Origin of the sequence: Enterococcus sp. MSG3299 (genome assembly GCF_050555765.1) — a bacterium.
GTDB classification, from domain to species: domain Bacteria; phylum Bacillota; class Bacilli; order Lactobacillales; family Enterococcaceae; genus Enterococcus; species Enterococcus faecalis.
The window spans coordinates 2756146-2780504 of sequence record NZ_CP187869.1; the positions used below are offsets into that span (position 1 = coordinate 2756146).

Genomic DNA, 24359 nt, shown 5'->3' on the forward strand with positions numbered 1-24359 from the left:
AAAAAACACGTCCATAATGGACGTGCTATGTTAAAAGTTTTTAAACGTATTTGCACTTTGAATAAGGTATGACTATATCGATAGTCCACTTTACTTACATTTATTTATGATAGCTTTAAGCTGATTATCAATTAATGATTTGTACATATTCTTTTCAACATCAACTGATTTTAATAAACTTCTACATCTTCGTTCAAAACATTTATCAACCTTTTTCCATACTCTATTTGTTGTTTTAACAATTTCTGAATATCACTGTTTAAATCAATAACTTGATACACAATTCCTGCAACATGTAACTTTAGTTGTACTCCACCTTTTTTTCTTTTAATAAGGTATAATTTTGTATCTATGTTTGATGGTAAATGCTCTACTAAAAACAATTCATCGTTATAATTCATACTTACCTTCTATACATAATGACTTGAAAATATTTTATTAATCTACGAAAGCAAATCACCTTTTTCAGTAAAAAAGATATATCTTACTTGATATAATAACTTTACAATAGATGATTTTCACTTAAACACATATAGTTTTGACTAAAGATACAGACCTTTTCACAGCGATGATAGGTTTAATAGCATTCTATATTATCTTATCATATACTTCTATAATTGACTTTACTATAAATATAAATAAAGATTCATAATTTTGATTTGTATCGCACTCTTCTAGCCCTTTTTCATAACCTTTTTTTTTCTCAGTTTCTATATAAAAGGCTGGTATACCAAATAATAATAGTTGTTTATTAAGTAATGCACGACTAGTTCTTCCATTCCCATCATAGAATGGGTGTATCACTGTTATTTCATGATGTAACTTAATTAAATAATCCAATATAAGATACTTATCAGTGAAATACTGATTTTTTCTTTTAGTATCAAAATCATTTAAAATATAGTTTATTTTAGAAGAGATATTTTCAGGTCTTTCCGTAGACACCTGTTTTCCAGCAATCCTTGCCGAAGCTGTTCTAAAAGCCCCGCCTACTTCTGGATATGGAGCATACTTGTAAAAATTTTGATGAAGCAACAAGATTTCACATATACTGGTTAAAGAATAATCTGAAAAAACTCTATTATACATCTCCCATTGTCCCAACACTTCAAAATCAGCATCAACAAGTTCTAAACCTGCATTTTTTCTACTTTTTTGTACATTATCCAATCCACAATATCGAATTTCTGCAATTAATTCACTAATTTCTTCAACTTCCAATGTACCATTTTCCATTCTATGGTCGTTACTTATTAGCAATCTTATAAAATCATTTTTGACTTTAGTAGTCGGATTCCACTCAGAAAATGCATAACTTTTAACAACTTGAGAATAAAGAATATAATCATTATCTATTCCCAATTCTTTTTTCTTTGCATCAGGCTTAAATTTTCTATATTCTTTTTTTAAATTTTTATACTCTATTTTTCTTATAATATTATTTACTCTGTATAAGGTTGATTGGAAACTTACACCAAATAAAACAGAAATTTTTAAAACACTTTTTAAAAATTGTACTTGTGACATTTCCTTATTTATTGAATGAGTCTGGATAAGCTCATTCAATAAATACTGTGGCATTAATAGATTAGAAGCAAACTCATTAGCGTACTTTTCAACCTCACTTCCATTATCAGACAACATGCAATAAATTGTTTGCTCGTCTTTTATATGATGAGCTAGTTCATGGGCTGCTGTAAATCTTTGTCTAGCTATTGGTCTATTCTTATTTATGCCAACCATTGTTTTTTCTTTAGGATTACTTAAATTTTTAGGCAAAAGATAAAATCCTTCAAACTTATCAAAATCTAGAAAAGAGTAAATAACTCCACTGTCTCTTAATAAGCAAAAAGGATCTATAGGTAAATCAGCAACCTCTATCGCTCTATTAAAATGTCTATTTAATACTTTATCGGCTAATTCTTTTGGTGAATCACCAACTGTATATAAATCATAACCATTAAATTTCAAACACTCTTTCATGAATTCATTCTCACATATCATTAAATTTATTTTGTAACTTTATAAGTCTCTCAATTTCTTTTTTATCTTTGGGAGTAATATCAAAATCAGTCCTAGCAAACCCCAAAGAATTCATATTAAGTGAACATTCATTACTATTAGAATTTAATATATCCGTTCTCTCAACACCAAAAAGTCTTGTTAATTTTTCTAATAAATCTGGTCCTATATCAGTTGCTGCTTCGTAACCATAGTATTCTTCTGGACTTATGTTCAAAATTCTAGTAATGAACTTAACACTTAATGATTGCTGCTCTCTTAATCTTTTTAGTCTATTTTCCATGACATTCTCCCTCCAATCTACACACTTAATACTATCATTGATATAAAACATTGTTAAATCATATGCCTCTTACTATTTTCTCAAATAAATTGATCACAAGCAACACTTTTTTTAACTATTGAATTTTTTAATACTATGTACCTAAAATTAAATTCAATTTTTATAATAACATCAAAATCATATATTGTTGTTTATTATATTACTACAAAATTTTATCTTTTTTTCTCAATATTTTACACACTTATTATTTCTTTCCTAAGATGTCTGCAAAATTTCTATCTAGAAACTCAAGTATTTTTCTTTGTTGAAATATATATCACACCTATCTGTTGGATAATGGACAAAACCATTTTTATTTACATCTAATGTTTTTCTATATTTTAAATTGTTCAATACCTTGGTAATTCAAACATTTGTACCCTCGTTTTTCTCGAGCTAGTACTTCTTTTAAAATCATCTAGATTTATATTTGGTAAGTTTAATTACGTCCTCCATATTCAAATTTAGAGATAATAGCATAAGTATCAAGAATTAGAAAATTAGCTTCTAAATATTCTCCTATTATTCTCTTTCCAATAAATATCTATGAAATAGGTTACAATTTCTAAGGCAGCTCATACCTTTAATACTTGAAAATTTCACAAATTTCTTAATTCATACATCTACTTCTTTATGATATTTCTGGAAAACAATTTTCTAGTTACCTATATCTACAGAATTCTATATTTTTCAGTGAGGTTTTTGTTTTCTAATTATTAAATTAATGTAAAAACCCTGTACAATCAAGTACAGAGTTAAAATATCATACTGTATTTTATATCCACACCTTTTACGTTTGGTATTTCATATTTCTTTGCATCAATAAGTAACTTTTCCAAATTTTCTCCTTCATGATGTAATATTCTTGTCAGAAACCTTGATTACACTCGGAGTAATCTCTCTTTTTTTGTTTCTAATAATACTTAATTTCACTTCTTGACCCGTTTTTATTCGTTTGAACTTTTGTGGATTTAAAACCACTGTCTTTCCACTCCATATATTTGATATGATAGACTTCACACGTATAAAAATACATTTCAATCAAGAGGTTCAAAACAGTCGTGAACTTTCCTAATGATTTTAATATCTCTATGAAATACTTCCGCTCGAATTACTTATGTTGAAAGGCTTTATCAAGAATTTTTTACTTTTATGTACAGCTATTTCCCACCCTTTTTCTTTTTTTGAAAATGAAGTATCTAAAGAGGGCTCTCTTATCCTACCTCCATGAAAAAATTTTTAAGTTAATTTCAGAGAGGAATTAAAAATATTCTGCAGGATTAATAAAAATTGTTTTTTATTTCCTTTTAGCATTGCAGCGTCAAAGGAAACAAATATTAATTTCCCGTCCATAATTTAATAGATAAAAACACCAATCTTATTTTCATTTGTAAACAATTCGTTTAACCTCTCTACCTCACTAATTTCTAAAACATCTTGAATATGAAAATAGGAGAAATCTCCAAAATACTATACAGGAGTTAATAGATCGACCCCTTTCATCAATCTGATTTGATACTTCAACTAAATAGTTCAAATAAAAAATCATTATTTTCAGATTCTTTAAAGATTGGATTTCCAATTTCATCTAATAAAGATTCTACTTATATTTGTACAACTCTATTAATGAGCCTGGTGGCTTTCAGGTAAAATATTATTCTCCTGTACTAAATATTTATTGAGACTCCCTATTAGACTCTTGACATCGAGTTTATAAATTAATTAATGATTCTATATCAAATAAAGTTTCTAATTTAAAAGTGGCCTTATTCTTATTTCACTAGATACTATAAACAAAAAGCTAATTTCTATTTTTCCAGTAGAAATAAAATCATCAATTATAAATAATAAATATTTTTCTTGTGACTTACTTTCACAAATAGATTGTCCTAAAAGTACGAGCGAGTAAATAAAGACATTGATGGGACTAACACCTGCCACTTACCTCCAGCAGTACAAGACTAAATAACATTGGTAACAATCAAAAGTTATAGAAAAAGATAGCAATAAAGGCTTTATCTCATTTACAAACGGACTTTGAAAAAAATAATTTATCTAACTATAAAAATATGAATTGTAATCAATTATATATTTTGTGGTTGGAACAACATTTGAAAGATATTTAAATAACTACACAACAAAGAATTAAAACTTATTTTGAAACCCATATCTTAGAATATTTTGGATTGCTTAAAATCAGTAATATAACGCCTTTGTACTGCCAAAAAAGACTAAATAGTTGGGCAGAATCTTTACCAATTTATAAACATCTTCGTATCTATGTAAATATGGTTTTTAAATACCGTTTTTAAATTAATGCCATTACTGATAATCCTATGGAACGAACAATTACACCTAAGAAAAACAGATAGCAAAAAAGACGACTGATAATTATTACACTAAAAGTGAACTAAAACATTTTTTTACATGTCTATTGCGTTTAAAAGATAGACGAGCTTATACGTTCTTTCGAGTTCTAGCTTTCGTAGGATTAAGAAAAGGTGAAGCAATAGCTTTAACTTGGAAAGATATAGATTTTTCAAATAACACTATGACAATAAATAAAACTTTAGTCGAACTTCAAAACGGAGACTTGCTTGTACAGGATACAAAAACAGAATCTTCCAATCGGATAGTCAAAGTGGATAATCAAACTATGAATATTCTCAAAGAATGGAAAAACCACATTTTACAGGAAAAACTCCGACTCGGTGAAAGAGAAAAAGACTTCCATAAAAATGTGGTTTTTTGCAACTCTGTTTTATATCGAGATAATGCTTATTTGTATAAATCTTATCCAAATAATGTTTTAAAAAAGATACACAAGCACTTTCCAGACATGAAAATTATTAAAGTTCATGATTTTAGAAAGACCAATGCATCACTTCTCTTTGAAAGTGGCGCTAGTATCAAGGACGTATCACAACGCCTGGGACACAAGTCAACCAAAGTAACCACAGACATTTACATCATGGTTACTGAAGCAAAACAGAACGAAACAGCTGAACAGTTTGCTAACTACATGGCTTTTTAAACTTATGGCATTCAATATAGCATTCAACAAATAAAAATATAATCTTAACTAGCCTGTAAACTCTGGTACATCAGTATTTTAATTCTTAACTTTCGCGATTTTCCCTTGTTCGATGTAGACCATCAAAATGCTAATGTCAGCGGGGTTCACACCGCTGATACGGCTTGCTTGGGCAATCGTTTCTGGTTGGATTTTTTGTAGTTTTTGTTTTGCTTCTGTAGCCAAGCCGTTAATCGCTTGGTAATCAATGTTTTCTGGAATGCGTTTTGCTTCCATGCGTTTTAGTTTCTCAACTTTTTCCATGGCTTTTTTAATGTAGCCTTCGTACTTGATTTGAATTTCTACTTGTTCAATCACTTTTGGATCGAGCGCCTCTTCAGGTGCGGGAATAAATTGAGCGACTTCTTGATAACTGATTTCTGGGCGTTTCAGAAAATCTCTAGCTAAAATACCATCTTTTAAGCCAGCTGCGCCTTTGGTTTCCAAAAATGCTTGCACTTCTTTGGTTGGTTTAATCCGATGTTTGCCTAAGCGGGCAATTTCCGCTTCAACAGCCGCTTTTTTGACTAGATAGGCGGCATATTGTTCTTCTTTGACTAAGCCAATTTCATGACCCATTTCTGTTAAACGTAAGTCCGCATTGTCATGTCTTAAAATCAAACGATACTCCGCACGTGACGTTAATAAGCGATAAGGTTCGTTAGTGCCTTTTGTAACTAAATCGTCAATCATGACGCCAATATAGCCATCACTACGTTTTAAAACAAGAGGCTCTTTGCCTTGAATTTTCAATGCAGCATTAATTCCTGCCATCAAGCCTTGACCAGCAGCTTCTTCGTAGCCACTAGTTCCGTTCGTTTGACCTGCTGTATAAAGATTTTCAATGACCTTTGTTTCTAATGTTGGGCGTAATTGGTGAGGGACTACCACATCGTATTCAATGGCGTAACCTGTACGCATCATTTCTACTTTTTCTAATCCTTCAATAGAATGAAGCATTTCTGTTTGGACATCTTCTGGTAAAGAAGTAGATAAGCCTTGGACGTAAACTTCTTCGGTATTCAACCCTTCTGGTTCCAAGAACAATTGGTGTCTTGGTTTGTCTGCAAAACGAACAATTTTGTCCTCGATGGATGGACAATACCGAGCGCCCACACCTTCAACAATCCCAGTAAACATTGGGGCGCGGTGTAGATTTTTTTGAATAATTTCATGCGTTGTTTCATTCGTATAAGTTAACCAACAAGGTTCTTGGTTTTGATTGTAGGCACTATCTGGCGTGCTGTAACTAAAGTGGTTGGGTTCTTTATCGCCTGGTTGTTCCTCTGTCACAGAATAATCAATCGTACTTGATTTTACTCGCGGCGGCGTTCCTGTTTTAAAGCGATCGATTTCTAAACCTAATTCTTTTAAATGATTGGCTAAACCAACGGAAGGTTGCGAATTGTTTGGTCCTGATGAATATTTTAATTCACCAATAATAATTTCGCCACGCAAGGCAGTACCGGCAGTAATCACCACTGCTTGACTACGGTATGCGGCACCTGTTGAAGTTACAACACCACGACAAACGCCATCTTCCACGATTAATTCTTCAACAATCCCTTGACGAAGGGTTAAATTTTCTTCTTTTTCAATGGTATGTTTCATTTCTGTCGCATAGGCATGTTTGTCAGCTTGCGCGCGCAACGCACGCACTGCTGGACCTTTACCAGTATTTAGCATCCGCATTTGGATGTAGGTTTTATCAATGTTTTTACCCATTTCGCCGCCTAATGCATCGATTTCTCGGACAACGACTCCTTTGGCAGGTCCACCAACAGAAGGGTTACATGGCATAAAAGCAACCATATCTAAATTAATTGTTAAAAGTAACGTTTTAACGCCCATTCGTGCGGCTGCTAAGGCTGCTTCAGAGCCAGCATGTCCAGCACCGACGACAATAACATCATATGATTCTGCTTGATATTGATTCATAAAAAATTCCTCTCTTGTCTTATTTTCCTAAACAAAATTGACTAAATAACTGTGTAATTAATTCATCTTGGACACTATCGCCGACGATTTCCCCTAAATAATCCCAACAACGGGTCATATCAATTTGAACTAAATCGACTGGCATACCTGCTTCGATGCCGTTAATCACTTCTTGTAACGAAAGCGCTGCTTGATCTAGCAAAGCAATATGACGTGTATTAGAAATATAGGTAGCATCTTTTTCGCCTGTTTGGCCGCCAAAGAAAAGATCAGCAATTTTCGCTTCTAACTGGTCTAAGCCTGTGTTTGACAACACCGAAACGGATAAAATTTCTTCTGCAGGGACTAATCCTTGTAATTCGTTAGGATCTAGTTTTGTCGGTAAGTCCATTTTATTTAAAAGAATAACGCGTTTTAAGCCTTTCGTTGCTTCCAACAGTTGACGATCTTCCTCTGTCAATTCTTCGCTTTGATTTAAGACTAACAAAATTAAATCCGAATCTGCTAACGCTTTGCGGCTACGTTCGACACCAATTCGTTCCACAATGTCTTCTGTTTCGCGAATCCCCGCTGTATCAATTAATTTTAAAGGAACGCCGCGAACGTTAACGTATTCTTCAATGACATCACGTGTCGTTCCAGCAATATCTGTAACGATAGCTTTTTCTTCTCGTAACAGATGGTTTAACAAACTGGATTTCCCGACATTTGGTCGGCCAATAATTGCTGTACTTAGACCTTCTCGCAAAATTTTTCCTTGTTTAGCGGTCGTTAATAATTGTTGAATCTGCGCTTTCACAAATTCGGCTTTTTCTAAAAGTAATTTTGTGGTTAATTCTTCGACATCATCATACTCTGGATAATCGATATTAACTTCTACTTGTGCTAAAGTATTTAAAATTTCTTGTCTTAATGAACGAATTAACGCCGACAAGTTACCATCCAATTGGTTCAATGCAACATTCATCGCTTTATCCGTTTTAGCACGGATTAAGTCCATCACTGCTTCTGCTTGTGAAAGATCCATTCGGCCATTTAGAAAAGCACGTTTTGTAAATTCCCCAGGTTCGGCCATTCGTGCGCCTTCACGTAACAGTAATTGCAATAATTGGTTCACCACGACAATGCCGCCATGACAGTTAATTTCTACCACGTCTTCTCGTGTAAATGTTTTCGGTGCCCGCATCACAGAAAGCATGACTTCATCAATCAATTGATCGTTTTGCGGATCAACAATATGACCATAGTGAATCGTGTGCGTGGGGACTTTAGCTAAATCTTTAGTGCCTGACCGATAAACTTTGTTTGCAATAGCAACTGCTTGCTCGCCACTTAAACGAACAATACTAATCGCACCTTCACCTGGCGGCGTAGAAATCGCCGCAATTGTATCAAATTCCATTGTAGCTGATTGCATAATTAGCTTCCTTTCTTCATAACAACAAAAAAAGCGCCCACTCCTCCTGCATTAAAAAATTCAGGTTGGATTTAGCACTTTCACTGCTTGTTCCTTCGATTTTCTGAAAATAGAATAGCACATTTTATTCTATTTGGCAATTTTTCTTCATTAAATGGAACGAGAAAACGTATCATTGAGTGGGGAATTCTCAACAATACGTTTTCTCATCTATAGGAATTAAAGGAGAGAGCTAGTTTTTACGTTTGCGTTTGATGATTCCCATGCTCGCAAGGAGTGCGACAAAGGCGCCAAACAAACTTGTTGTCACGGCTGAAGACTCTTTTTCACCTGTGCTAGGTAAGAAGCCTGTTTTCCCGTGATTTCCAGTGCCATAACTGATGGTGCTTAGTTTAGGGTGGTAGCCACTACCATTTGTACCGAGGCCATTGCCTAGTGAATCTAAGCCAGAACCTGTTGTGCCTAAACCAGAACCTCCATTTGGATTTGAACCTGTGTTTGAACCATTCCCATTATTCCCGCCAGTTGCGCCATTGTTTCCTGTATTGCCGCCTGTATTGCCGTTATTTCCGCCAGTGTTACCATTGCCTCCTCCAGGATTCGTTGGGTCGGCTGGTGTCATGAAGGTTGTAGCCGTACTGTAATGTCCTGCGCCATCGGTAGCTGTCGCAAGTAAACTTTGTTGAGCAGTCGCTTGTCCCGCTGTTAATTGGATAGCGAAGTTGCCTTCAGCATCGGTGGCACCTACAGCAATCACACTTCTTAATAGTCGGTTACTAATTTGAATGATTCGGTTTGGTTCAGCTGTTCCTTTGATAAGGTAGCCGGCTTTAGACGTTCCTAAAACTGAAGAAACAGTTGGTGCCGCAATTTTAATTTCTGGTTCTCCCGTAATATCGGCTGGCGTCATAAATGTGGTTTTAGGACTCACATTTCCTTGTGTATCTGTGGTTAGTGCGGTTAACGTTTCTTTTTCTGTTGCTAACCCTGCTGCAATATGAACGGAGAAGGTGCCTCCAGTAGTTGTATTGCCACTTGCCAATAATTGTTCACTGCTATTGTAAAATTGAACCGTGACATTTGGATCAGCAGTTCCAGTGACTGTATAGCCATTGGCTTTGTTTCCTTCAACCTTCGTAATAGTTGGCGCCGCTAAAACAACATCCGCTGGAATAACGGCTGTAGCTGGTTGACTTTCATTGCCAGCGCCATCTTTGCTAATAATCGTAATCGTTTCTCCTGGTGTCACTACGCCAGCTGGTAGAGTCACCGTATATTGGCCGGTTTCGTTAGCAGTGGTAGCAGCAATGATGGTTCCGTCTGCGTCACGGACATCAATAGTGGTTTTGGGCTCCGCCGTTCCAGTGATTTCGTAACCTTTACCAGAATTTCCGGTAATAGAATCAATGGTTGGTGTGGCTAAGTCGGCTGGTGTAGTTGCTGTAGCTGGCTGACTTTCTTTTCCTGTTGCATTTTTCGCTACGACAGTTATTGTTTCGTTAGCTGAGGCCTTCCCTGGCTCTAAAGTCACTGTGTATTTGCCATCAGTTCTAGTAGTTGCCATGCCAAGGACTGTGCCATCGGCGTCACGCACCTCAACTGTTGTACCAACTTCTGCTGCTCCTACTACTTGATAGCCGTTTGTCGTGCTACCAGTGATTTTGTCAACAGTAGGTGTCGCGACTGGTGCATCTGGATCAGCAGGTGTTTTGAAAGCAGTCGGATTACTTTCTTTCCCAGCAGCATCTTTCGCAATGGCAGTTAAGGCTTCGTTAGCTGTTGCTGTGCCCGTCGGAAGAGTGATTGTAAAGGCGCCAGCACCATCAGTCGTTCCCGTAGCAATAACTAAACCTGCTTCATTGTGAATCTCAATGGTGACATTTGGCTCTGCCGTGCCGGTTACTTGATACCCAGTGGCAGTTGTTCCTGTAACAGTCGTCACAGTTGGTGCTGCTACGGTTGCATCTTCAGGGACCGTCACTTCCGTTGGTTGACTTTCATTGCCGTCACCGTCTTTTCCAACAACTGTTAATGTATCACCAGGATTAGCGGCTCCCGCTGGAAGGTCCACAGTAAAGTTTCCTTGATCATCCGTTGTCGTTGTACCAATAATTGTTCCATCTGGGTTCCGTACTTCAATGGTGGTATTAGGGTCCGCCGTCCCAGTGATTTCATAACCAGTTGTTGAATCTCCAGTAATGTCACCAATTGTTGGTGTGGTAACATCAGCGGGTGTCATAGCTGTAGTTGGTTGACTCTCAAGTCCAGTATCATTTTTAGCAACTACATTCACTGTTTGTTTAGCTGTTGCTTTTCCTGAAGCTAACGTCACAGTATATTGGCCAGTCGGTCCAGTTGTTGCGGTGCCTAAAACTGTTCCGTCTGTTGCACGAACTTCAATGGTGGTGCCAAGTTCAGCGGTACCTGTCACTTGATATCCTTGTGTTGTATTCCCAGTTACTTTGTCGACACTTGGCGGTGCCACTACTTCATCTGCTGGTGTTTGGAAGGTTGTCGGTGTACTTGTATTGCCAGCAGGATCTTTGGCTAACGCTGTCAATGTTTCATTCGCATTTGCCGTCCCAGCTGGAAGGTTCACAGCAAAGGAACCAGTCCCATCGGCAGTCCCTGTTGCAATCACGTTCCCATCTGCATCACGAATTTCGATGGTAGCATTCGGATCAGCGGTGCCTGTCACCTGATAACCAGCAACTGAATTACCTGTTACTCCTGTTACAGTTGGTGCTGTAACCGTGGCATCAGCAGGAACAAGGACTTCAGTCGGTTGACTTTCATTTCCCGCGTTATCCTTTCCAATCACTGTTAACGTATCCCCAGGATTGGTCGTTCCCGTTGGTAGCGTTACAGTAAAATCACCATTCGCATCAGAGGTACCTGTACCAATGACTGCCCCAGATGGATCACGAACTTCGATTGTTGTGTTAGGGTCTGCTGTTCCTGTAATTTCATAACCCGAACCAGAGTTGCCTGTGATGTTATCAACTGTTGGTGCAGTGACATCAGCTGGTGTTGTCGCCGTTGCTGGTTGACTTTCCGTGCCACTAGCGTTTTTCGCTACAACGCTCAGCGTTTGATTGGCTGTTGCTTTTCCTGGATCTAAAGTCACTGTATATTTTCCGTCAGTTCCAGTTGTTGCAGTACCAAGGACCGTGCCAGCTGCATCGCGAACCTCAATGGTGGTGCCAACTTCAGCAGTCCCTTTGACCTCATAGCCTTTTGTTGTACTACCTGTTACAGTCTCAACAATTGGCGTCGCCACGGGCGTATTAGGATCCGCTGGCGTTTGGAACGTTGTTGGCGTACTTTCTGTGCCGCTGGCGTTTTTCGCTACAGCCGTTAATGTTTCATTGGCACCTGCTTCACCTGCGGGAATGGTAACTGTAAACGCTCCTGTCCCATCAGCGGTACCTGTGCCTATTACGGTGCCTCCTGCATTTCGGATTTCAACCGTGGCATTGGCATCGGCAGTTCCTTTAACTTCGTAACCTGCCGTTGAATTACCTGTTACTCCTGTGATTGTTGGTGCGGTTACTTCACTAGTAGTACCTGCAGCAAAATAAATGTTGGATACACCGTCTGCTGTTGCTAATAAATTAACGTCTAAAAGATCTGTTTGAACGACTGTTCCTACAAAACGAGCATCTAAATTATTGGATAAATTTTGAGGTGTTGAAACGGTAGTTGGTAAAGTAACCGTAGTTGCGCCTAGTAAAGAAGCATCCACTAACTCATTCACACCTGAACCACCAACCGCTAATAAAGGCAAAGCACCTGAAACAGCCACGTTTACCGTGCCTTTGACAGGAAGCAAGGCTGCATTTATGGCTGTGGCGACAAGATTACTTGGGATACTGGTTCCTTTTGCCTCCAAAGCTTGAACTGCCGCATTCAAATCTTGTAAGATGTTTGAAACATTTTGGGCTAAAACTAACCCTAAACCATCACTAATTGGTGCGCTAATGTATGAGCCGTCAGCTGCTAATGTTTCCGGAGCTGTAAATGAAGCAGCACCTAAGTTTTCAATGTTATTCACTAATTCCAACTGACGATTCACTTCCGTCAAATCAATATCAACACCAGTTAAATTCCCTAAAGCCCCACTGGTAATTTGAGTAATCACATTGGTTAAATCATTGGCTGCATTCAAAACGGCGGTCAAAAAAGTAACTTTTGAAAGATCAATCGTGACATTGGTATTGATTGCTGCGCTGCCTGCTGCAGCTACATTTCCTCTTAACTCAGGAGGAACCACTAACACCGCTTGTTTTTGTCCACTAAACACAGCGGAAGCATCTGCTAAAGCGCCACCAGAAACCGTGAAATTAACTGGTTGATTTTGGTTTGCGGCTGTCCAACGATTACTCGTTGAAGTGCCACTGTCATTATTTGACGTAACATTTGATAATAGTTCGATATCCAAGACCGCTGCTGATGCACTGATTGTGCCAGAGGTAACAGCTATACTTACAGGGATTGCTAATGACGTAAATAATAAACCACTTGATATTGCTAAATTAAGCATCTTGCGTTTTGTCCATTTTTTATGCTGACTTTTCCGATTAAAATCCTCAACAATTTTCTTTTTCATCTGATCGTCCCTCTTTTCTTTAAAATAAACGATAAATACCAAGATCATTAGCTTCCCCTAGTTGTTCATCTCCCCCTTTAGCGATTTAAATGGATTTAACACCTGCAGTTTAGTACATTTCCTCAGCTTTTCAAAATATAATGCTGTGAATTTTTATATAAAAATTCATTTGATAACAAGCATCCTGGATATGTTAAATAACTCACTAATTCATTAGTGAGTTATTATACAATGAGAGGAAAATGAGGAAGTTTATACATTTCTCCCCAATCATTAAAGATAAATAAATTATTTTATTATAACTTATCGTTTGATAAATCGATAATTAAATAACGGAAAATTTTTTTATTTTTTTGAGAAATTCCACTATTATTTTTTCTGCTTCTTTGACTGTTTTTATCAATTTTATGGCTGTAAGTCATAAAAACTTTACATCAAAAAAATGACTCTAATCTATAACAATTTTTTCTGTTTTTAAGATTTTTTTATGAATTTTTTTATATTAAAAAAATTTCATAAAAAAAGGCGACAGCCGTTTTTGAACGAATGCCGCCTTTTAGATAAACAAAAACCTGATTCTAAAAGAATCAGGTTTAGGAAAAGCAAATCAAGATTCGCTTCAACTGTTTATCATCGTATTTGTATACTCTGATAAGAATGATTTCGTAATAAAATATACTGTGTTTCGTGGTATTTGTCAATCGCTTTCTTGAATTCTCTTGAGACCTTTCCATAAGCATATAAGGTCAAAATAACTGACCAAATCAGCGTTGTAACTATCTTTTTAATTAAGGGGTCAGCCAATTTAATTTCATTAGTTTATCTAAAAATACCACCAAAATTAAAGCATCTGCACTGCCACCAATACTCCAATTTTTTTCTTTGAATAAGTGATTCAATCTTTCTAAACAAAGGGTTCCCCGTAACGTTTGTGTCCCCCCTAAAGCAAAATATTCCTGGATTAACGGTTGATATATTTCAAAAATTTGGACATTTTGACTTCGTTTAATCAAATTCGTATCCTCAACATAGAGCGATAAATAAAGGAGCGTATCAATGAGTTTTTGTTGTTGTGTGCCTTGATGTTTTTGATAATAAGGCACTCCCTGTTCAAAGACAGCGGGATAACCTTGTTGCGCCTCTCCACGGATTCCAGTCAAGCCATGCTGAACAAATAGTCGTTCACCCCAAGTTAGTTTTTCTAGCTCATTCGTAGCGAGGTTTTCAAAGTCAGCCAATAAGTCTTGCGTCATTGTTTGAAGCGTTTGTTGAAACAATTGTAAGGTGCAAGGGGTCTCCCAAATCATTAAACGACCACAGATAGCTAAAAAAATACCTAGAGAAAAAATCGCTCCTTTATGTGTATTGATACCTTCTGTTGCCTCAAACATTGCTCGTTCTGCTTCTAAACCAACTTGTCGAATCGCGCGAAATGTTGCCTCAATCGGCAAATGACGTAGCTCTGTCCCAGCTTGAACGAAGGTTTCAAAATAAGGAGTCAAAACCACACTACTTTCTAAAAAAGTGAAAACATCCATATCTTGATGGGCGCCTGCATCGACTGGATCCACCAAGCCTGGTTTATTTAAACAGGTCACTTCATAGAGTAGTGCCAATTGTGCTTGCTGCGCTAATTTACTCCTTGCTTGCTTTGTCATTGCCTTTTACGTCCCTTCTTCTGCCGTGGTCTTTTCTTGTTTTATATAGTCTAGTACAGCATTAAAAACCGTGTCAACTACGCCGCCATCAAATACATTAGGTATGAATTTTTCTGCTGTGGGTTCTGAAATCATAGCGGCCAAGCTTCGTGCTACTGTCATTTGCAAACCGACATCGACTTTTCTGCCTTTCGCTGCCAATAACCCTTTAAAAAGACCTGGAAAAGCTAAAATGTTGTTCACTTGATTCGGATATTTGGAAGAACCAGTTGCTAATAAACGGACGCCATTGGCTTGGGCGAGGGCTGGTTCAATTTCTGGTTTAGGATTTGCTAAAGCAAAGATAATTGGGTCTTGGTTCATTGATTTAATCAGGGCTGGCGTTAGCACATCCGCTTCTGATAAGCCTAAAAAAACATCCTGATTGACGACAGCGGTGGCTAAATCTTTGTTTTCTACTGATGGTTTTATTACCTGTCGAAGCAAAGCACGTTGGTAAGGATTCAATGTCGGGTCTTCTTCTCTTAAAACACCTTGGCGATCTACTAAGGTGAGATGCGTAATCCCCGCTTGAATACATAACTTAGCGGTCGCTACACCAGAAGCACCAACTCCGTTAATCACCACACGTAATTCATTTAAAGGTTTTCCTTTAATTTTAGCTGCGTTAATTAGTCCAGCTAAAACGACGATGGCTGTTCCTTCTTGGTCATCATGATACACAGGAATGTTCAAACGTTGTTGAAGTTTTTCTTCAATTTCAAAACATTTTGGTGCAGAAATATCTTCTAAGTGGATTCCTGCAAAACTATTTTGTAAATTTTCAATTGTTTGAACCATCTCGTCCACTGATTTTTGTTCCAGTGCTAAAGGAATAGCATCGACCCCCGCCAAATTTTTATAAAGTAAAGCTTTGCCTTCAACAATTGGCAAGCCCGCTTGCGTGCCCATATTGCCGAGACCCAGAACAGCTGACCCATCTGTAATAACCGCAATTAACTTACCACTAATGGTCCACTCGCGCGCTAATTCATGATTTTGGGCAATCATTAAACTCAATTCTGCGACACCAGGTGTATACATTTTGGCTAAATCATGATGGTTTAACACCGCTTCTGTTGCTTCAAGACTTAGTACACCAATATTTTTTTGATGAATTGCTAGAACTTCTTCTAACACATTGTCACTTCCTTTCACGGGCTGCCTTTTTTCTATTTGATGAAGCAAGGGTTTGAACAACCGTTATCGTCGCTCAAACCCTTGCTTCTTTATACATTTGCGGAGCACTTGCCCGTTCTATTCTGGCAAGTCAAGTTTGACTGTCACTTTCTGTAACGGTACATCGTAAAAAGGATCTTCACGACGTCCTAAAAAGTCTTTTCCTTGTTGTGGGAACATCGCATATAATAGGACATCCTCTTCAGATTTTGCATATTGTTGGATTTCCTTTTCTAAACTATGCAACTCTGGTTTCAATAAATCCGCTGGTCGACAAGTAATTACTTCTTCATCCCCAATGATTTTTTGCTTAATCTCTTCTGCGATAGGTGCTGGTGATTTGCCATATTCTCCGCGCACATAATCTTTGATTTCATTCGGTATTAAGGAATATCTTTCCCCAGAAATCACATTCATTAAGGCTTGTGTTCCAACCATTTGTGAAAGCGGCGTAACTAGTGGTGGATACCCTAAATCTGCTCTTACTTTAGGTACTTCAGCTAAAACTTCTTCATATTTGTCTTGTAAGCCTTGCTCCGTTAATTGACTTAATAAGTTTGATAACATACCACCAGGTACTTGATAAATCAAGGTTTTCGGTTCCGTATCTTTAACTTTAGGGTTTAAAATGCCTTCACTTCTAAAGCGATCACGAATCGGATTGAAATAGTCAGCAATCTCTGTTACTTTTTCCATATTTAAACCTGTTTCAAAGCCTAAATCTTCTAACGCAATGGCTACAGATTCTGTGGCTGGTTGACTCGTACCGCCAGCGAAAGAAGAAATAGCTGTATCGATGATATCCGCACCTGCTTCAGCGACTTTTAAATAGGTCATCTCAGAAATACCACTAGTCGCATGCGTATGCACCTCTAAAGGTAAATCAATGGCATCTTTCATTTTGCTCACTAATTCAAAACCCGTTTGTGGCGTCAAAACGCCTGCCATATCCTTAATACAAATGGAATCCGCTCCTGTTTGACTTAATTCTTTGGCTAATTTTACAAAGTAATCGATGGTATGAATTTCACTCGTGGTATAAGAGATCGCTGCTTGACAGTGTCCGCCAGCTTCTTTTGTTGTTTGAATTGCTGTTTGTAAATTACGGACATCATTCAAGGCATCGAAAATACGAATAATATCAATCCCATTTTCAACTGATTTTTCGACAAAGGCCCGCACCACATCATCAGCGTAATGACGATATCCTAGTAAATTTTGTCCTCGTAATAACATTTGAAGTTTGGTATTTTTAACTTCTTTGCGAATTTGGCGAAGACGTTCCCAAGGATCCTCGTTTAAATAGCGGACACAGGAATCAAACGTTGCCCCGCCCCACATTTCTAATGCATGAAATCCTGCCTCGTCCATTGTTTTAATAATCGGCAGCATATCTGAGGTTGGCATCCGTGTTGCAATTAAACTTTGTTGTCCATCCCGTAGCACCGTTTCTGTAAAACGAATTTTTTTACTCACTTGGCTGCTCCTTTCGTGTCAAAATTATTTCTGTTATTTTTTCTTGCATTGCTTCAAGACTGTGACGTCGATTTCGTCCACAGACTTTCGCCTCTTCTTGGCAAATAAAACAGCGCCGTGGTGGCAAGCCTAAATCTCCTCGATGAAGGCTTTTTAGTTCTTCATTTCCCCATAAAACATCTAGGTCCACTAAACGACCATAAGGATGTGTTTCTTCAATTTTGACCATTCTTTGTTTTAATTCTTGTGGGGCTAACGAAACCGCCAAATAATATTCAGGACCTGTTTTTTCATTCCGGTAAAAATTAACAATCGGTACTTGATCCAGCAATTGTTGCTCGACTTCGTCAATTACTTCTAAAAAAACAGCCGTTAAGGTGGGCGAATTTTTTACTTCTCCAGGAATATTCATTGTGGCAGATAAGAGACTAGCTTCTGGTGCTGTTTCTAACAACTCCTTCTGTGTGGCAGCTCTTTGTTCGCGAGCATCCAACATCTCTAAAAGTGTTACTTTTTCCCCATTAAACATTGCGTACCACATCAATTAGACTACCATCTCGGTATTCAATTAACGCAACAACTTTGTCTCCATATTTAATTGGTTCCGGGGTGCCAACAATGTTGTAGGCTTTGTCTTTCAACTCTTCTAACGTAAACTGAGGAACATCTAAGGTTTTAAAACAATCAATTAAGTCTGTTCTTTTTGGATTGATTGCAATGCCGACTTCCGTTACTACGACATCGACACTCGTACCTGGTGTAACGACTGTATTTACTTGCTCAACGATTGTTGGAATCCGTCCACGAACAAGTGGTGCAATCACTAGACTCATTTTACAAGCCATACTTGTATCGGAATGTCCGCCAGAAGCACCACGGATGACACCATCTGAACCAGTAATGACATTTACATTAAAATCTGTGTCCACTTCTAAAGCAGATAAAATAGCTGTGTCTAATTGATTAATAACCGCCCCTTTGCTAAGCGGTGAAGCATACATATTGGCATCAATTTCATAATGATTGGCATTTTCCCCTAAAGAAATAGCTGATGGATGATCAAAGTCTTGGACGTCAATAATTTTTTCTACTAAGCCTTCTTCCAAAAGTTCCACCATTGCATTCGTAATTCCGCCTAAAGCGAAACTTGCTTTAATGCCATCTTTAAGCATTTGTTCTCTCATGAACCGCGTAACTGCTAGTGAAGAGCCACCTGTTCCTGTTTGGAATGAGAAGCCTTCTTTGTAGTAAGGAGAATGTGTAATTATTTTTGCGGCATATTCAGCAATCAATAATTCTTTAGGATTCTTTGTAAAACGTGTCGCGCCTTTGGCAATTCCATCTGGATCACCAATTGCATCAATTTCTACCACATAATCAACATCTGTTTGTGGAATACTAATAGGGGTATTAGGATATGGTACTAATGTGTCAGTAATGATGACCACTTGATCCGCATATTTTGCATCGACCATCGCATATCCAAGAGAACCACAGGTGGCTTTTCCTTTGGTTCCATTCGCATTTCCATAAGCGTCTGAACTTGGTGCACCTAAGAAAGCTACATCAATATGGATATCACCTGCTGCTACTGCCCGTGCCCGGCCACCATGTGAACGAATCACCACAGGATTTTCCATGATACCTGCTGAAATAGCGGCGCCTACTTTATCTCTCAAACCTGAAGAAGTAATGTTGGTGACTACTCCATTTTTAATGTGTTCGATCAAAGGTTCATGAACATTTGCAATTGAACTAGGTGCAATCGAAATGTTTTTCAGCCCCATGGCGGCAATCTCGGCTAAAACTAAATTCATCACATAGTCTCCTTCACGGAAATGGTGATGGAAAGAGATGGTCATGCCATCTTTTAAACCTGTTTTTTCAATTGCTTCACGAATACTTCCTAAAAGTTTTGTCTCCCGAGGTTTCACTGGTTTAATTGCTCGGCTCGCTTCTTGATACGCATCAATGTGTGCTAATTCTCCTTCATAAATGCCGTATTGCTCTGCATAAGATTGAGGAATGTCTTTGCCTACTTTATTTACTACCATGTCTATATTTCCTCCTCGGTAATTAATTTAGCCGCCAATGCTAACGCAATGACCCGTTCAGCTCGTTCAACAATTGGTTTATCAACCATTTTTCCATTTACGGAGATAACACCGGAACCTTTTGCTTCGGCTTCCCGAATGCCCCAGATTACTTCCTTAGCATTCTGGATTTCTTTTTCTGTTGGCGCATAAATAGTATTAACTAATGGGATTTGACGAGGGTTAATCACCGATTTTCCATCGAAACCTAGCTGTTTAATCAAACGAACTTCGGCTTCAAAGCCTTCCGTATTGTCTACATCTGAATAGACCGTATCAATAGCTGCAATCCCAGCTGCTCGAGCGGCATGTAAAATCATGCTACGAGCAAAGAATAGTTCTTGGCCATCTGGATGGCGCCGTGTTTTCATATTGGTAACATAGTCTTCGGCGCCTAACGCGATGCCAATCAAGCGAGTTGAACTTTTGGCAATCGCGGGCGCATTTAGAACACCTTCAGCCGATTCGATAGCAGCCATCATTTTCGTTGTTCCTACGGGAATGTCATTTTGCTGTTCTACTTCTGTAATGACTGCCTCGACATCAATGATATCTTGGGCTGTTTCTGTTTTTGGTAAACGAATCACATCGACACCAGCTAAGACCATTGCTTCAATATCTTCTGCGCCACCGGCATCTAAAGCATTGATCCGAACAACAATTTCAATATTGCCATAATCGAAAGTTTTCAAAGCAGAATGGACTAAAACACGGGCAGAGTCTTTTTCTTTTAATGAAACTGCATCTTCTAAATCAAACATGATTGAATCTGCCCCATACAAAGGTGCATCTCTTAGCATTGCTGCGTTCGCTCCAGGGACAAACATCATTGTTCTTCTTAAACGTTCCATGAGTCCAACTCCTTCCAATCATACGTTTCTTTTTCAGCGCCTCGATGTAAAACTGTAATCATCCGAGCTTTGATTGTACAATCTAATGCCCCTTTATCAATCGCCTTGACCGCAACGCCTTGGACATCTAAATGTTCCAAAGTTGTCGTAATCACCTGACGAATTTGATTGCCAAATTGTTTTTCGACACTACTTTCTAATTCAATGGTATTTTCTGTTGATTCAATGGGTTGGACGGTAATCATAATATCACTTGATTCTACTGTCCCTGCAGTAGCATTTTTGATAATCTTCACTTTCTTCACCTCATTAGTTTCTTGTGTTCTACTAAGTATTGATAACTTGTTGCTGGTAAAAACTTCTTGAGTGTCTCTTTGTCGCCTTCAGCCATCGCTTTGCGAACTTTCGTCGCACTAATCAGCTCTCCACCAATCGCTAATCGCGAGACAATGGTTAGCGTTATCGTTTGTCCGAAAACTTGTTGCATTGCTTGATTGTAGACATCGGTCACTTCTGAATAAGGCTCTTCTCCCACATAACGTTGCTGAATTTCAAGTATTGGCGCAATTCTTTCTTTAAATAACGTTGCATCAAGGGTTGCTTGAATTGCAGCTACCTCTAATGGCGCTTTTTCTTTCAAAAAATAGGTAGGAAAAGTCGCAGACGAAACTAAGTAATCTTCTGTAGATAGGACTGTCACATTGGGTAAATGGGCTACCCCTTTTTGCACCATTGCGAAACGTGCTTCTTTTGAAAACAGCGATTTATCTTCAGATAAAACAAACACATAAACGTGCGGACTTTCTTTGGCTGCTTTTTCGACTAAGTACTGATGGCCTTTCGTAAAAGGATTTGCATTCATGACAATGCTACTGGCTGGCCCTGCTTTTTTATGCTGTGTCAGGTAACCAAGATAATCGGCAAAATCTGGTTTGCCTTGCTCCATAAATAGCACCTCTTGATTCGCAACCACTTTTTGAAAGCCTAGCGACTGAAAAATTTGTTCATTTTTTGGTTTTGTATACAAAAAACTGTGTAATTGGTTTTCTTCTCTCAGTTTTTCAAGTAGATGAACCACCAATTGGGTTAACAAATTTTCAGATTGATATTTTTTACAAACGGCCACGCACTTAATCGTTTTGCCTGAAAGCGAGCCCGAGGCGATTAATGCTGTGTCATCATATATGCCAACGGTGTAATCAAGTGCTTCTGTCGTTTGCAATTCGGCTTTTTCCATTAATTCGCGCCAAGCTTGATAAGCTTTTTTATCTTTTTGCAACCAGATTCTTTTCATTGTATATACGCTGCTCACAGCAATAACCTCCTTTATTTTTTAATTGGAAATAATTTTGTTAGTAATTTAGATGCTAGATAAATGATAAATAAAACAACGAAAACGCCGCCCCAACCAAAACCTAACAGTTCAAAAGCAATTTTTAAATCTTCCATGTTAACAGACATGTATTCGTTCTCCTTTCCGTCCTATGTTAAAAAGGCTAATAGTAAGCCACCAGCAATTACAGAAGCGATTTGTCCTGAAACGTTGGCACCAGCAGCATGCATTAAAATAAAGTTTTGTGGGTCTTCATCTGTAGCCATTTTTTGAATGACCCGACTAGACATTGGGAAAGCGGAAATACCCGCAGCACCAATCATGGGATTGATTTTTTCTTTTCTAAATAAATTCAAGAATTTAGCAAAAAGCACGCCGCCGACTGAGTCCATAATAAAGGCGACTAACCCTAAGCCAATAACCATCAACGTATCGACTTTTAAGAACTCTGCATAGTTCATGCTAACGGAAATAGATAGTCCTAGCAAGATACTAATAATATTCACCAATTCATTTTGAGCTGTAATGGATAAACGATCCAAAACGCCACATTCTCTTAATAAGTTCCCAAACATTAAGAAACCAACTAATGGTAATGACACCGGCGCAATTAACCCTGCGACAATCGTAATAACAACCGGGAAAAGAATTTTCGCTGTTTGAGAAACTTCACCGGCCCGATAAGTCATACGGATCCGACGTTCGGCTTTCGTCGTCACTGCTTTAATCGCTACTGGTTGAATAATCGGAACTAACGCCATGTAGGAGTAAGCGGCAACCATTATGGCCCCCATGTATTTTGAATGTAAGGTATTTGCTACGAAAATAGACGTTGGACCATCAGCGGCACCAATAATCCCAATCGAAGCAGCATCGTTTAAATCAAAACCTAATAAAACAGCCATAATAACTGTAAAGAAAATCCCAAACTGTGCAGCGGCACCAAACATCAACATAAACGGATTTTGTAACAATGGCCCGAAATCAATCATTGCCCCAATCCCAATAAATAATAATAACGGGAATAATTCTGTTTTTATTCCAAAATCAAAAAGAACATTAAACGGACCTGGCTCGCCGCCAGCGCTCAATACGCCGGAATTGGGAAAGTTCACTAAAATCGTTCCTAAACCCATCGGCACTAAAAGTGTTGGTTCATACTCTTTTTTTATTCCTAAATACATTAATAGTCCACCAATCAGCATCATCACAATGCGTCCTGGTTCTTGCCCCATTCCTATAACACCTTGAATCAGTGTCTCCACACAAATCACTTCCTCTTCTTAAATTAATTCTAGTTAATTGTTATCAATGGTTCCCCTGGATTCACAATTTGGCCTTGGGTAACATGAATTCCTGTTACCGTACCTGCTTTTCCTGCAACGATTTCATTTTCCATCTTCATTGCTTCTAAAATTAACAATGGTTGGTTCTCAGACACCGTATCACCAACATTGACTAATACTTTTAACACAGTTCCTGGCATTGGCGCAGGCATTGCATCTGCTCCTGCTGGGGCGGCTGGCTGTGCTGCTGGCGCTGGGGTTTCTTCAACAGCAGGGGCTGGTGTTTCTGTCGTAGCAACTGGCGCTGTTGGTTGTGGCGCAACAGGGGCTGGTTGTGGGACGCCACCGATTTCTTCCATCTCGACTAAATATTCTTTCCCATCAATTGAAATTTTAAATTTGCGTAACATAATGATCCTCCTCAAGGTTTTGTTTTGAAATTCTTTTGACAACTAGCTGAGACTCTTCTGAAAGCTCTGCAGCTATACTGGCTGCAATAATGGCAACTTCTTTTGCTTCTGGATTGCGTTTTGCGATTTTTTTGATAACAAAACGACTTTCTGGAAACTCTCCTGCTGCGATGGCAGTGGCCACAATACTTACCAATTGATATTCTTTTGGCTCAGCAGGAATATATGCTGGTATATCTATCCATCGCTTTTCCAAGTTATCCGCTTCACGTTGGATAACGCTTTCATTAATCTCGGTATCCTGTGTGTGTTGCTCTTTCTTGAATAAGGACTTAAATAGGCCCATATTGTCTCTCCTTTCACTAATTCTTGGTATACGTTCATTATAGAAAAAACCGTTAAAAAACCTAGTGAAAACACTAGCTCAGATTGTTCTTTTATTGTTTATTTTGTGAAAAAAACTCTGTAAACATTGATATATAAGCATTTATCAGCCGTTAAGATTCTATTAATATTATATTAAGTTATTAATAAGAAATTGATTGTTGAATTGTTTTTTTGATGTTCTTTTTGTTTTAGGCTATTTATTCTCTGCGAAAGTTTGTATATTCTCACACTATAGACAAACACAAAAAATATTTTTTGTTGTAAAC

Annotated in this window: 21 protein-coding genes; 2 read left to right on the forward strand and 19 right to left on the reverse strand. The window is 37.9% G+C overall.

The window, feature by feature from the left end; translation table 11 throughout:
• Positions 1 to 170 precede the first annotated feature (170 nt).
• From IGL23_RS13490 to IGL23_RS13505, 4 genes are all read right to left on the reverse strand, one after another.
• Positions 171 to 401, reverse strand: coding sequence for a hypothetical protein (locus IGL23_RS13490; RefSeq protein ID WP_033594390.1), 231 nt, complete (start codon positions 399 to 401; stop codon positions 171 to 173).
• A 187-nt stretch (positions 402 to 588) separates the two neighbouring features.
• Positions 589 to 1983, reverse strand: a complete 1395-nt coding sequence (locus tag IGL23_RS13495; RefSeq protein ID WP_162782904.1) for a Fic family protein — start codon at positions 1981 to 1983, stop codon at positions 589 to 591.
• 10 nt (positions 1984 to 1993) lie between these two features.
• Positions 1994 to 2305 (reverse strand): helix-turn-helix domain-containing protein, encoded by a 312-nt coding sequence (locus tag IGL23_RS13500; RefSeq protein ID WP_033594387.1) that lies wholly within the window; start codon positions 2303 to 2305, stop codon positions 1994 to 1996.
• Between the two features lie 279 nt (positions 2306 to 2584).
• A complete protein-coding gene (locus IGL23_RS13505) occupies positions 2585 to 2698 on the reverse strand; it encodes a hypothetical protein (RefSeq protein ID WP_373419615.1) in 114 nt (37 codons plus the stop codon).
• A 1814-nt stretch (positions 2699 to 4512) separates the two neighbouring features.
• Between IGL23_RS13505 and IGL23_RS13510 the strand changes: the two genes are divergently transcribed.
• On the forward strand, positions 4513 to 4656 hold the full coding sequence (locus IGL23_RS13510; RefSeq protein ID WP_239642616.1) for a hypothetical protein: 144 nt from the start codon (positions 4513 to 4515) through the stop codon (positions 4654 to 4656).
• 122 nt (positions 4657 to 4778) lie between these two features.
• Complete coding sequence (locus tag IGL23_RS13515) at positions 4779 to 5378, forward strand: site-specific integrase (protein ID WP_050443314.1); 600 nt, start codon at positions 4779 to 4781, stop codon at positions 5376 to 5378.
• 78 nt (positions 5379 to 5456) lie between these two features.
• On the opposite strand, the gene mnmG is transcribed toward IGL23_RS13515, so the two are convergent.
• The 15 genes from mnmG to IGL23_RS13590 form a co-directional block, all read right to left on the reverse strand.
• Complete coding sequence (mnmG, locus tag IGL23_RS13520) at positions 5457 to 7355, reverse strand: tRNA uridine-5-carboxymethylaminomethyl(34) synthesis enzyme MnmG (RefSeq protein WP_033594386.1); 1899 nt, start codon at positions 7353 to 7355, stop codon at positions 5457 to 5459.
• A gap of 19 nt (positions 7356 to 7374) precedes the next feature.
• The gene (mnmE, locus tag IGL23_RS13525; protein ID WP_033594384.1) at positions 7375 to 8772 is read right to left on the reverse strand and encodes a tRNA uridine-5-carboxymethylaminomethyl(34) synthesis GTPase MnmE; all 1398 of its coding nucleotides are present in this window, start codon (positions 8770 to 8772) and stop codon (positions 7375 to 7377) included.
• 232 nt (positions 8773 to 9004) lie between these two features.
• Complete coding sequence (locus IGL23_RS13530) at positions 9005 to 13429, reverse strand: Ig-like domain-containing protein (protein ID WP_033594383.1); 4425 nt, start codon at positions 13427 to 13429, stop codon at positions 9005 to 9007.
• A 740-nt stretch (positions 13430 to 14169) separates the two neighbouring features.
• Entirely contained in the window at positions 14170 to 15039 is an 870-nt protein-coding gene (citG, locus tag IGL23_RS13535) for a triphosphoribosyl-dephospho-CoA synthase CitG (protein WP_002355991.1), read from the reverse strand.
• Positions 15040 to 15045: 6 nt separating this feature from the next.
• Positions 15046 to 16218 (reverse strand): NAD(P)-dependent malic enzyme, encoded by a 1173-nt coding sequence (locus tag IGL23_RS13540; RefSeq protein ID WP_010710949.1) that lies wholly within the window; start codon positions 16216 to 16218, stop codon positions 15046 to 15048.
• Positions 16219 to 16335: 117 nt separating this feature from the next.
• Positions 16336 to 17733, reverse strand: coding sequence for an oxaloacetate decarboxylase subunit alpha (locus tag IGL23_RS13545; protein WP_002355994.1), 1398 nt, complete (start codon positions 17731 to 17733; stop codon positions 16336 to 16338).
• Complete coding sequence (gene citX / locus IGL23_RS13550; protein WP_002390266.1) at positions 17726 to 18262, reverse strand: citrate lyase holo-[acyl-carrier protein] synthase; 537 nt, start codon at positions 18260 to 18262, stop codon at positions 17726 to 17728. The genes IGL23_RS13545 and citX overlap by 8 nt, the downstream gene beginning before the upstream one ends.
• On the reverse strand, positions 18255 to 19787 hold the full coding sequence (gene citF / locus IGL23_RS13555) for a citrate lyase subunit alpha (protein ID WP_002355996.1): 1533 nt from the start codon (positions 19785 to 19787) through the stop codon (positions 18255 to 18257). The genes citX and citF overlap by 8 nt, the downstream gene beginning before the upstream one ends.
• Before the next feature lie 2 nt (positions 19788 to 19789).
• Positions 19790 to 20677: a citrate (pro-3S)-lyase subunit beta gene (gene citE / locus IGL23_RS13560; protein ID WP_002355998.1), complete on the reverse strand. Its 888-nt coding sequence runs from the start codon at positions 20675 to 20677 to the stop codon at positions 19790 to 19792.
• On the reverse strand, positions 20665 to 20973 hold the full coding sequence (gene citD / locus IGL23_RS13565; RefSeq protein ID WP_002355999.1) for a citrate lyase acyl carrier protein: 309 nt from the start codon (positions 20971 to 20973) through the stop codon (positions 20665 to 20667). The genes citE and citD overlap by 13 nt, the downstream gene beginning before the upstream one ends.
• A 5-nt stretch (positions 20974 to 20978) precedes the next feature.
• Positions 20979 to 21971: a [citrate (pro-3S)-lyase] ligase gene (gene citC, locus IGL23_RS13570; protein WP_033594382.1), complete on the reverse strand. Its 993-nt coding sequence runs from the start codon at positions 21969 to 21971 to the stop codon at positions 20979 to 20981.
• Positions 21972 to 22003: 32 nt separating this feature from the next.
• A complete protein-coding gene (locus IGL23_RS13575; protein ID WP_002356001.1) occupies positions 22004 to 22138 on the reverse strand; it encodes an OadG-related small transporter subunit in 135 nt (44 codons plus the stop codon).
• A gap of 21 nt (positions 22139 to 22159) precedes the next feature.
• The gene (locus IGL23_RS13580; protein ID WP_002383526.1) at positions 22160 to 23275 is read right to left on the reverse strand and encodes a sodium ion-translocating decarboxylase subunit beta; all 1116 of its coding nucleotides are present in this window, start codon (positions 23273 to 23275) and stop codon (positions 22160 to 22162) included.
• Between the two features lie 29 nt (positions 23276 to 23304).
• Complete coding sequence (locus IGL23_RS13585; protein ID WP_033594381.1) at positions 23305 to 23706, reverse strand: acetyl-CoA carboxylase biotin carboxyl carrier protein subunit; 402 nt, start codon at positions 23704 to 23706, stop codon at positions 23305 to 23307.
• The gene (locus IGL23_RS13590; RefSeq protein ID WP_002356004.1) at positions 23690 to 24052 is read right to left on the reverse strand and encodes a hypothetical protein; all 363 of its coding nucleotides are present in this window, start codon (positions 24050 to 24052) and stop codon (positions 23690 to 23692) included. The genes IGL23_RS13585 and IGL23_RS13590 overlap by 17 nt, the downstream gene beginning before the upstream one ends.
• Positions 24053 to 24359: the final 307 nt, after the last annotated feature.